Origin of the sequence: Saccharothrix hoggarensis (assembly GCF_042678885.1) — a bacterium.
In the GTDB taxonomy this organism is placed as follows: Bacteria; Actinomycetota; Actinomycetes; order Mycobacteriales; family Pseudonocardiaceae; genus Actinosynnema; species Actinosynnema hoggarensis.
In genome coordinates this window covers 1-10572 of the sequence record NZ_JBHTLK010000235.1, presented here as the reverse complement: position 1 = coordinate 10572, position 10572 = coordinate 1, and the positions used below count along the sequence as shown (strand labels likewise).

At 72.1% G+C, this 10572-nt stretch carries 11 protein-coding genes; 2 read left to right on the top strand and 9 right to left on the bottom strand.

Annotated features, from left to right (window positions below; genetic code table 11):
• From ACFQ3T_RS30125 to ACFQ3T_RS30115, 3 genes are all read right to left on the bottom strand, one after another.
• Positions 1 to 1271 (bottom strand): GAF domain-containing protein (locus tag ACFQ3T_RS30125; RefSeq protein WP_380728385.1); only part of this gene is annotated, 1271 nt, incomplete at its 3' end.
• A gap of 4 nt (positions 1272 to 1275) precedes the next feature.
• Complete coding sequence (locus ACFQ3T_RS30120; protein WP_380728383.1) at positions 1276 to 2613, bottom strand: MFS transporter; 1338 nt, start codon at positions 2611 to 2613, stop codon at positions 1276 to 1278.
• A gap of 42 nt (positions 2614 to 2655) precedes the next feature.
• Entirely contained in the window at positions 2656 to 3423 is a 768-nt protein-coding gene (locus ACFQ3T_RS30115; RefSeq protein ID WP_380728382.1) for a 3-hydroxybutyrate dehydrogenase, read from the bottom strand.
• Positions 3424 to 3618: 195 nt separating this feature from the next.
• On the opposite strand from ACFQ3T_RS30115, the gene ACFQ3T_RS30110 reads away from it, so the two are divergent.
• Entirely contained in the window at positions 3619 to 3888 is a 270-nt protein-coding gene (locus tag ACFQ3T_RS30110) for a hypothetical protein (protein WP_380728380.1), read from the top strand.
• Positions 3889 to 4025: 137 nt separating this feature from the next.
• On the opposite strand, the gene ACFQ3T_RS30105 is transcribed toward ACFQ3T_RS30110, so the two are convergent.
• From ACFQ3T_RS30105 to ACFQ3T_RS30080, 6 genes are all read right to left on the bottom strand, one after another.
• Complete coding sequence (locus ACFQ3T_RS30105) at positions 4026 to 5168, bottom strand: LCP family protein (protein ID WP_380728378.1); 1143 nt, start codon at positions 5166 to 5168, stop codon at positions 4026 to 4028.
• Between the two features lie 71 nt (positions 5169 to 5239).
• On the bottom strand, positions 5240 to 5629 hold the full coding sequence (locus ACFQ3T_RS30100) for a DUF3037 domain-containing protein (RefSeq protein ID WP_380728376.1): 390 nt from the start codon (positions 5627 to 5629) through the stop codon (positions 5240 to 5242).
• Complete coding sequence (locus ACFQ3T_RS30095; protein ID WP_380728387.1) at positions 5613 to 6416, bottom strand: HipA family kinase; 804 nt, start codon at positions 6414 to 6416, stop codon at positions 5613 to 5615. Before ACFQ3T_RS30095 ends, ACFQ3T_RS30100 begins: the two co-directional genes overlap by 17 nt.
• A gap of 87 nt (positions 6417 to 6503) precedes the next feature.
• Positions 6504 to 7244 (bottom strand): SGNH/GDSL hydrolase family protein, encoded by a 741-nt coding sequence (locus ACFQ3T_RS30090; RefSeq protein WP_380728374.1) that lies wholly within the window; start codon positions 7242 to 7244, stop codon positions 6504 to 6506.
• Between the two features lie 55 nt (positions 7245 to 7299).
• Entirely contained in the window at positions 7300 to 8379 is a 1080-nt protein-coding gene (locus tag ACFQ3T_RS30085; protein WP_380728372.1) for a lactonase family protein, read from the bottom strand.
• Between the two features lie 143 nt (positions 8380 to 8522).
• Positions 8523 to 9392 (bottom strand): PPK2 family polyphosphate kinase, encoded by an 870-nt coding sequence (locus ACFQ3T_RS30080; RefSeq protein WP_380728370.1) that lies wholly within the window; start codon positions 9390 to 9392, stop codon positions 8523 to 8525.
• Positions 9393 to 9533: 141 nt separating this feature from the next.
• Here ACFQ3T_RS30080 and rocD point away from each other — a divergent pair.
• The coding region (gene rocD, locus ACFQ3T_RS30075) for an ornithine--oxo-acid transaminase (protein WP_380728368.1) at positions 9534 to 10572 on the top strand (1039 nt) is incomplete at its 3' end.

Genomic DNA, 10572 nt, shown 5'->3' with positions numbered 1-10572 from the left:
AGCCGGTCGCCGCGGCCGTCGGCGGCGAGCACGACGAGCGCGGCGCCCAGCGCGACGCCGACCCGGCGGGCCCGCGCGCGCAGCGCCGCCGAGTCCACTTCGGACGTCAGCAGGTCGGTGATCAGCTCGCCGCGCACCTTGTTCTCCGCCTCGGCGACCGTGCGGCGCAGGAGGAGCAGCAGGGCGGTGACGACGCTCGCCCGTTCGAACAGCCTGCGGTCGGCGTCGGCGAGGTCCGGGCGGTCGGTGAGGGTGATGCTGCCCAGCAGCTCGCGGCCCGCCAGCACGGCGCACACCCACGTGCCGTCCTGCGGGATGGCGCGGCCGCTGGCACGTGAGGCGTTGATCGCGGCACGGGGCGCGAGCGCGCGGGACGTGCCGATGCGGGCCAGCTCGGCGCCGTCGCTGTCGTGGACGACGATCCCGCCGTCGAGCACCTTGGCCACGGCGGCGGCCACCTCGGGCACGTCCGCGCCGCGCAGCACCAGGTCGGTGAGCCGGTCGTGGGCGTCCTCGGCGCGGCGCATGGCCTCGTTGTGCGCGCGGATCGTCTCGCCGGCGGCCCGCGTCTCCTCCAGCAGGTGCGCGGTGTCGAGGGCGATGGCGGCGTGGTCGGCCAACGACGACAGCAGCGCCACCTCCTCGGGCGGGAACTGGCGCGGGGAGCGGTTGGCCGCGTACAGGACGCCGATGACCCGGCGGTCGAGCTTCAGCGGCACGCCGAGGATCGCCACCAGGCCCTCGTCGCGCACCGCCCGGTCGATCGGGCCGGTGTGGTTGAACCGGTCGTCGGCGAAGTAGTCGGCGGTCACGTACGGCTGGGCGGTCTGCGCGACCAGCCCGCCGAGGCCTTCGCCCATGCCCAGCCGGACCTGCTGGAACAGGGGCGAGATCGAGCCGTCGGTGACCCGCATGTACGTGCCGCGCTCGCCGGGGTCGTTCATGCTCAGGTAGGCGATGTCCGCGCCCAGCAGCAGCCGGGCGCGGCGCACGATCGAGCGCAGCACGGCGTCCGGGTCGCGCACCCCGGCCAGGTCGTTCGCCGTGTCGAACAGCGCTTCCAGCTCGGCTTCGCGGCGGCGGTGCGCGGTGAGGGTGCGGCGGATCCGCAACGCCCACTCCGTGGCGCGCGCGACCCGGTCCAGCTCCCGGTCGGGGAGGCCCGCCGCGCGCGCCGCGGGGAGCACCGCCGCCAGCCGCTCGCTGCCCGCGTCGGTCGCGAGCAGGTCGAGAAGCTCCAGCAGGTGCTCCACCGCGTCCGCCTCACTCATGCCCTCATGCTCGCACCGAGGCGGGCTCGTCGTCGGTTCGGTTCAACGAGGTGCCCTTGGTCTCCTTGGCCGCGAGCACCGCGATCACGGTCAGCCCGCACATGCCGATCACGTACAGCACCACCGGGAACGTGCTGTCGTACGCGGAGAGCAGCGCGGTCGCGATGAGCGGCGCCACGGCGCCCGCCGCGATGGACGCGAGCTGGTAGCCGACGGACGCGCCCGAGTAGCGGACCTTCGTGCCGAACAGCTCGGAGAAGAACGCGGCCTGCGGGCCGTACATGGCGCCGTGCAGCACGAGGCCGATGGTGACGGCCAACGTCATCGGCAGGAACGACTTGGTGTCCAGCAGCGCGAAGAACGCGAACATCCACAGGGCGATGCCGACCGCGCCGATCAGGTACGTGGTGCGGCGGCCGATCCGGTCGGACAGCGCGCCCCACATCGGGATCGTCACCAGGTGCACGGCCGAGGCGATGAGCACCGCGTTCAGGCCGGCCGACCGCGACATGCCCAGCTCCGCGGTGATGTAGACCAGGATGAACGCCGTGATCACGTAGTAGGACACGTTCTCCGCCATGCGGGCGCCCATCGCGATCAGCACCTCGCGCCAGTTGTGCCGCATGACGGTGACGATCGGCGCCTTCTCCTTGACCTTCCGCGCCTCGACCTTCTTCTGCGCCTCCAGGAACACCGGCGACTCCGACACGCTCAGCCGGATCCACAGCCCGATCAGGACGAGCACGCCGGACAGCAGGAACGGCACCCGCCAGCCCCACGACAGGAACGCCTCGTCGCTCTGCACGGCGGCCAGCACCGCGAGCACCGCGGTGGCCAGCAGGTTGCCCGCCGGCGCGCCCGCCTGCGGCCAGGACGCCCAGAACCCGCGCCGTTCCGGGCTGCCGTGCTCGGACACGATGAGCACCGCGCCGCCCCACTCGCCGCCCAGCGCGAAGCCCTGCACCAGCCGCAGCAACGTCAGCAGCAGCGGTGCGGCGAACCCGATCGCGGCGTACGTGGGCAGCAGGCCCATCGCGAACGTCGCGCCGCCCATCAGCACCAGGCTGAGCACGAGCAGCTTCTTGCGCCCCAGCTTGTCGCCGAAGTGGCCGAACACCAGACCGCCGAGCGGGCGGGCCAGGAAGCCGATCGCGTAGGTGGAGAACGCGAGCAGGGTGCCGGTGAGCGGGTTCGCCGTGGGGAAGAACAGCTTGTTGAACACCAGGGCGGCGGCGGAGCCGTAGAGGAAGAAGTCGTACCACTCGATGGTGGTGCCGATCATGCTGGCTACGACGACCTTCTTGAAGGACGGTTTCGGCTGTGGAGGGGCGGCGTTGGTCATCTCGGTCACCACTTCGTTGGGGTAGGGACTGGGCAGGGGGTGTTACTGGGCGGTCCAGCCGCCGTCGATCGGGAACGACGATCCGGTGACGTGGCCGGAGCGCGCGCCGCACAGCCACACCACGACGGACGCCACCTCCTCCGGTTCGATGAGCTGCTTGATGGCGTGCCGGGTGAGGAGCACGTCGGACAGCACCCGGTCGGCTTCGATGCCGTGCGCCCGCGCCTGGTCGGCGACCTGGTTCTCCACCAGCGGGGTGCGCACGTAGCCGGGGCTGACGCAGTTGCTGGTGACGCCGTGCGGCGCGCCCTCCAGCGCGATGACCTTGCTCAGCCCTTCGAGGCCGTGCTTGGCGGCGACGTAGGCGGACTTGAACGCGCTGGCCCGCGAGCCGTGGACGCTGGAGATGTTCACCACCCGGCCCCAGCCCCGCTGGTACATGTGCGGCAGCACGTGCCGGGCCAGCAGGAACGGCGCGGTGAGCATGACGCTCTGCAGGAGGGCGAACCGGTCGGGCGGGAACTCGTGGATCGGGGCGACGTGCTGCAGGCCCGCGTTGTTGACCAGGATGTCGACCTCCGCGGGCAGGGCGCGGGCGGGGTCCGGGGAGGACAGGTCGACCACGTGCTCCGTGCCGCCGGTCTCGCGGGCGGCGTCGGTGACCGAGTCGCGGTCGCGGTCGACCAGGTGCACCTTCGCCCCGGCTCGGGCCAGGGCGACCGCGCAGGCCCGCCCGATGCCGCTGCCGGCGCCGGTGACCAGGGCGGTGCGACCCGACAGGTCGTCGCTGTGACCGGGAACACTCGTCATGGCCCGAAACGCTAGGTGACCTGCGGTTCGCCGCCCATGTGACAGGCCGCCACAACCTGACGAGGTCAGATGTGTTTAGCCGACAGTTAGTGGGGAAATGATCCGAAAGTTGAATACCGGGTGAAGTGGGCCTGCCGCCGTAGGTACGCTCCTTTGGCCCGTTCGGGGGACGAACGACGTCTTGGGGGTTACGAAGTGTCACTCACGCCGATCTACGACGACCTGCTGCGCGAGATCGAGGGCATCGTGCTCGTCAGCCAGGCCGCCGAGGCAGTGCAGACCGCCGCGCCCATCACCGGGCAGCTCCCGGCACCCGCCTCCGCTCCGACCACCGCGCCGAACCCGGCGCCGGCCGCCGCGCCCGTTCCGGCGGCGGTCCCCGCTCCGGACCCGACGCCGACCGCCGCCGTCCCGGAGACGGCCGCGGCCCGGGTGGAGGAGACGGCCGTCCAGAACGCGAGCTGACCGCCACCTGACCCCTCGGGGCCGCCGGCACGTGATCGCGGCGCTGCGGGCGTGTCGGTGTCAGCGGAGCAAGCGCCTTGAACGCGAAGCGGGCCGCCGGGCGAACATGCCCGGCGGCCCGCTCTTCCGACGTGGTGCTACTTCGGCTGCGGCAGGAGGTCGGCCGGCACCGGCTCGTCCTTCTCCAGCGCGCCGAACAGGCGCAGCGCGTTGTCCCGGTCCCACTGCACGACGGATCCCGCGCCCGGCACGGTCGGCGTGCCGCTGACCGGGACGGTGACCGTGTCCACTCCCCCGCCCATCGCGAACGCCATGCCTGCCAGATGGTGCAGGTGGTCGTCGCTGTTCACCGAGATCGAGTCGGTGCCCGCGAACAGCAGCGGGAACGCGCGGAACGGGTTGGCCAGCGTGCCGAAGCTCGTCGCCTTGTCCGACAGGGCGGAGAGGAACTTGCGCTGGTTCTCCACCCGCTGGAGGTCGCCGGTGGCGAAGTTCCGCGACCGCACGAAACCCAGCGCCTGCGCGCCGTCCAGCTCCTGGCAGCCCGGCTGGAGGTCGAGGCCCGCCAACGGGTCCTGCATCGGCTCGTCAATGCAGATGTCGACGCCGCCGATCGCGTCGACGATCCCGGCGAACCCGCCGAAGCCGATCTCCATGTAGTGGTCGATGCGGATGCCGGTCTCGCCCTCGATGGTCTGCACCAGCAACGGCGCGCCGCCGAACGCGAACGCCGCGTTGATCTTGTTCTTGTTGTTGCCGGGGATGTCCACATAGGAGTCGCGAGGGATGCTCACCAGAGTGGACTTCCCGGACCCCTCGGGGACGTGCAGCAGCATGACGGTGTCCGTGCGCCGTCCGCCCGCGTCACCCGTGGACAGCTCCGCCTTCTGCTCCTCGGTCAGGTCCTCGCGCGCGTCCGACCCGACGAGCAGCCAGTTCGTGCCCGGCGTGTCGGCCGGCCTGTCCGGGTAGTCGGGCAGCGCGTCGATCCGGCGCAGCGACGAGTCGACGTAGACCCACATGCCGATGCCGAACGCCAGCAGCAGCACCAGCACCACGCCGATGACGCGACCGAACCTGGGCTTGCGGCGCTTGGGCACGGGACGTCCTCCGGCCGGTTGGTAGGCGGGTGGCTGCTGACGCCGGTCCGGCTGGTACCCGTCCTGCCGGTACCCGCCCTGCCGCGGTTGTCCGCCGCGCGGCTGCGGCCCGCGCTGCCGCGGCCCACCCTGCTGGTATCCGCCCTGCTGATACCCGCCCTGCTGGTATCCGGCGCTCATCAAGCGACCCCGTCCGTGTGTCGGTCACTGCTCGCACCTAAAGACGCGGTGCGCTCCGAGAGGTTGCCACCCTAGTGGTCGGGCGGCAGCACCAGGGAGGCGAGCAGGCGGTCCAGCTCGGCTTCCGGGTCGTCGGTCAGACCGGTGTGCGCGGGCGACGTCTGGATGATCGTGCTGCGCGGCGCGGTGAGCCAGCGGAACCGCTGACCTGCCGACGTGCGCGACACCGGGCCCGCCTTGGCGGCGCCGTCGCAGGACAGCCCGAGGTGGTCCAGGCTGGCCCGCAGCACCTCCACGTCGAGGAACGGGTCCAGGGCCAGCACCCGCCGCTCGTCGACGTGCACGCGCGCGCCGAGGAAGTTCAGCGCCGAGCAGTAGACCAGCACGCCGACGTTGACGAACTCGCCGCGCTCCTGCCTCGGCACGGCGCGCAGCACGGCGTACTCAAACACGTGCGGCACGAGCGGCCTCCAGAGCGTCGACCCACGTGCGCGGCGCGGCCAGGCGGGCGGTGAAGAACGACTCGTACGCCTCGCGCACGGCGGTCGGTGTGCCGAACGCCTCGTCCTGCGCGAGCCACTGGTCCGGCACCAGCGCGAGCACTTCCCGGACCAGGTCGGGCGTGACGCGGGCGGTCAGCTCGGCGTCCACGTCGGCCAGGGCGCCCGCGAACGGGAGCATCAGGTGGTCGGCCGCGTCGAACCGGTAGGACGTCGCCGGGAAGCGGTCCGGCCGCCACGAGTGGTGGAAGTACAGGGACGCGCCGTGGTCGATGAGCCACACCTCCCGGTGCCACAGGAGGGTGTTCGGGTTGCGCCAGCTGCGGTCGACGTTGAGCGTGAGGGCGTCGAGCCAGAGCAGCCGGGCGGCGAGGTCGGCGGACGGCTCGCGCACCACCGGGTTGTAGTCGAACGAGCCCGGCAGGTAGTCCAGGCCGAGGTTGAGCCCGCCGCTGGCCTTCAGCAGCTCCTGCACCTCCTGGTCGGGCTCCGACCGGCCCAGTTCGGGGTCCAGCTCCACCAGCACGATCTCCGGCACCCGGAAGCCCAGGCGGCGGGCCAGCTCGCCGACGACGATCTCGGCGATCAACGCCTTCACGCCCTGGCCGGCGCCGCGGAACTTGAGCACGTACATGCCGAGGTCGTCCGCCTCGACCAGCCCCGGCAGGGAGCCGCCCTCCCGGAACGGGGTGACGTAGCGGGTGGCCGCGACGTGGCGCAGGCCGTTCGTGGGGTTCACGCCCGGCATCATGGCCAATGCCGCACCACGACCGCCAACCGGTTAAGGCCGCCCGGCCGGCCACCGTCGCCGTGATCACCGACGGAGCGTCGGCGCCTACGAGGCCGCGGCGGTCAGGGCGGGGAGGTAGCCGGACTCCTGACCGGTGCGATTGGGGTGGTAGGAGCGGTAGACGGGCACCAGCACCAGGCCGTTCATCCACGGCACCTCGGCGCACGCGCCGTGCCCGTCGAACGCCGCCCGCACGTCGACGAACTCGAACCCCGCGGCCGACGCCCGCGCACGCGTCACGTCGGCCATCGCGTCGACCGCCTGGTTCAGCGCCTTGCGCTTGCGGTCGGTCATCAGGCACCACGACTCGAACGAGAACAGCCGGGGGTAGCCGAGGACGACGACGTCCGCCGACGTCCGGCCGCGCACGGCGCCGTACAGGGCGTCCAGCCGGCCGGGGAGGCGGTCGCGGATGAACTGCTCGGCCGTCGCGACCCGCCGCACGCACTCGTCGTCGCCCGCGGTCGTGCACGTGGTCATCACGTCGCGGAACCCGGCGTCGTTGCCGCCCGCCGTGATGGTGACGAGCGTGGTCGCCGGGGTGATCCGCTCGGCCTGCCGGGCCACCTCCGTCGTGTCGGCCTCGGAGCACGCGGCCAGCACCACGGACGCCCCGGTCCGTCGCCCCCACAGCCTCGAATGGGCGTGCGGGCTCTGCCGGCACTCGTCGGACGACTCGTCGCCCGCGCCGGTGCCCGCCGCGTAGGAGTCACCCAACGCGACGAGCTCCGGCGCGGCCGGGGCGGGGACCAGGGACATCAGCAGCGCGACCGCGATCATCTTCATGACCCCGGCGTACCACTGTGGACGGTCCCCGCGGCGAAAGTTGACCCGTCCGGTGTCACCCCCTCAGGGCGACGCACACCGGGATCGGCGCGTCGAACGACGCGGTCTGCCGGAGCCTGCCGGTGGTCCGGTCGACCTCGAACGTGGTGACGTTGTTCGAGTTCTGGTTGGCCGCCAGCAGGAACCGGCCCGCCGGGTCGAGCGTGATGTGCCGCGGCGAGTCGCCGCCGACCGGGGTCGTCTCGACCAGCCGCAACGCGGCACCGCCCGCTTCCACCGCGAACACGGCCACGCTGTCGTGACCCCGGTTGGACAGGTAGACGAACCGGCCGTCCGGCGAGACCAGCACCTCGGCCGGGTGGTTCGGCGGCGTGGTCGGCGCGTCGGCGGGCAGCGTGCTCAGCTTCGCGCCGGGCTTCAGCACACCGCGCTCGTACGTCGCCACCACGATCGTCGAGTCGAGCTCGTTGGCGATGTACGCGAACCTGCCGTTCGGGTGGAACGCCAGGTGCCTCGGCCCCGCGCCGGGGTGCACGCGGGCCGTGCCGACGAGGGTCAGCTCGCCCGCGCGGCTCAGCCGGTAGCTGTAGACGGAGTCGGTGCCGAGGTCGACGGCGAGCACGAACTCGCCGGTCGGGTCGGGGAGCACCTGGTGCGCGTGCGGCCCCTCCTGCCGGTCCGGGTTCGGCCCGGAACCCTCGTGCACGACGAGGTCGGTGCGCTCGCCCAGGCCGCCGTCGGGCCGCACCGGGTGCACCGCGACGCTGCCGGAGCTGTAGTTCGCCGACAGCAGGAAGCCCTTGTGCAGCGCCAGGTGGCACGGGTCGGCGCCGCCGGTGCTCTGGGTGTTGACCACCTTCGGCACGCCGTCCCGGCCGACCGCCAGCGCGGTCACCTCGCCGCCCTCCTGCTCGTTGACCGCGTACAGCCGGCGGCCCGCCACGATCACGAACGACGGGTTCGGCACGTCCGCCACCACGCCGGTGGCGCGCAGCCCGCCGGTCGCGGGGTCGTACGCGCCGAGCCCGATGCCCGTGCCACCACCCGGCCAGGTGGTGTAGGTGCCCAGGTAGACGGGGACTTCCCCGCGCCCGCGCACCTCGTCCCCGTGCGCCCCGGCGACACCCTCCGTCATCAGCAACCCCGCTCCCACGCCAACAGCTCCCAGGAACCGCCGCCTGTCCACCACCACGCCGAACCTCCGCTCCACCGCCCGCGGCCAGTCCCACAGTGGCGTGCACCACGGTGCTGAAGCAAGAGGCGCAACGAAGATTGCGTCTAGCGCAACGGGTCGGCTTCCCGGAGCCGTGCCAACTCGACCTGCGGATCGTACGTAGGCTCGGGGTACCTGGGCGTGAGGTCACGCAGCGTCTCCAGCAGCACGCTCGCCACCACCCAGTTGCGGTACCACTTGCGGTCGGACGGCACGACGAACCACGGCGCGTCCGGCGTCGAGCACTTGACCAGCGCGTCCTGGTAGGCCAGCTGGTAGCGGGAGAACTTCGACCGCACCTCCAGGTCGCCGGGGTTGTACTTCCACCGCTTCAGCGGGTCCTCCAGGCGCGCGATGAGCCGTTCGCGCTGCCGTTCCGGCGAGATGTGCAGGAAGCACTTGACGACCGTCACGCCCTGGCCGGCCAGCTCGGCCTCGAACGCGTTGATCTGCCGGTACCGGCGCCGCCACTCCGTCGACGGCACGAGGTTGTCCACGCGCGCGACCAGCACGTCCTCGTAGTGGGAGCGGTCGAAGACGCCGATGTAGCCGGGGTGCGGCACCTGCCGGCGGATGCGCCACAGGAAGTCGTGCCGCAGCTCGGCCCGGGTGGGCTTCTTGAACGACGCGATGCGCAGGCCCTGCGGGTTCACCAGGCCCGCGACGTGCCGGATCGTGCCGCCCTTGCCGGACGTGTCCATGCCCTGGAGCACCAGCAGCACGCGCCGCTGCCCGCCGCCCGTGCCCTCCGCGTACAGCGCCTCCTGCAGGGCGTCCAGCTCCGCTCCGATCTTCACCATGTCCGCGGCGGCCTCGGTCTTCGACCTCGGGCCGACGGGCGTCGCGTCCGGGTCGACCTTCGCCAGGTCGAACCCGTCGGGGTTCACCCGGAAGGCGTCGGATATCGACTGGACCTGCGGGGACTTGTTGGCCATCGTCGGAGGGTAACCGGCTGATCATGCGGCTACGCGCCGCGCAACGGATCGCCGTGAAACGAGCGGATTGCGCAATGAAGACACCGGACACGCAACGCCTGGCGGATGAAATCGCTGGCGCGAGCCCCTTAGCCTGGTGACATGACCGCCATGGCTTCATTCACCGCAGGGCACGCTGCGTCGACCTCCCGGCAGTTCATCGCGCTCGACGAGGAGTGGAGCACCCACAACTACCACCCGCTGCCGGTCGTGATCTCGCACGGCGAGGGCTCGTGGGTCACCGACGTCGAGGGCCGCCGGTACCTCGACTTCCTGTCCGGCTACTCGTCGCTCAACTTCGGCCACCGCCACCCGGACCTGGTCGCCGCCGCCGTCGAGCAGCTGGGCCGCGTCACGCTGACCAGCCGGGCGTTCCACCACGACCAGTTCGGCCTGTTCTGCCGCGAGCTGGCCGAGCTGACCGGCACCGAGATGGTCCTCGCCATGAACTCCGGCGCCGAGGCCGTCGAGTCGGCGATCAAGGTCGCCCGCAAGTGGGCGTACCGGGTGAAGGGCGTGCCGGACGGCACGGCCGAGATCGTGGTGGCCGGGTCGAACTTCCACGGCCGCACCACCACGATCGTCTCGTTCTCGACCGACGACACCGCGCGCGGCGACTTCGGGCCGTTCACGCCGGGCTTCAAGGTCGTGGACTACGGCTCGCTGGACGCGCTGCGCGACGCGATCACCGAGCGGACGGCGGCCGTGCTGCTGGAGCCGATCCAGGGCGAGGCGGGTGTGGTCGTGCCGCCGGCGGGCTACCTGGCGGGCGCGCGGGCGCTGTGCGACGAGCACAACGTGCTGCTGATCGCGGACGAGATCCAGTCCGGCCTCGGCCGCACCGGCGACCTGCTGGCGCTGGACCACGAGGGCGTGCGGGCCGACCTGTACACGTTGGGCAAGGCTCTCGGCGGCGGCATCATGCCGGTGTCCGCGGTGATCGGCAGCCGGGCCGTGCTGGGCGTGCTGCGGCCCGGCGAGCACGGGTCGACGTTCGGCGGGAACCCGCTGGCCTGCGCGGTCGGCCGGGCCGTGGTGCGGTTGCTGGCGACCGGCGAGTTCCAGGAGCGGTCCCGCGAGCTGGGCGCCCACCTGCACGCGCGGCTCGGCGACCTGGTCGGCCGCGGCGTCGCCGAGGTGC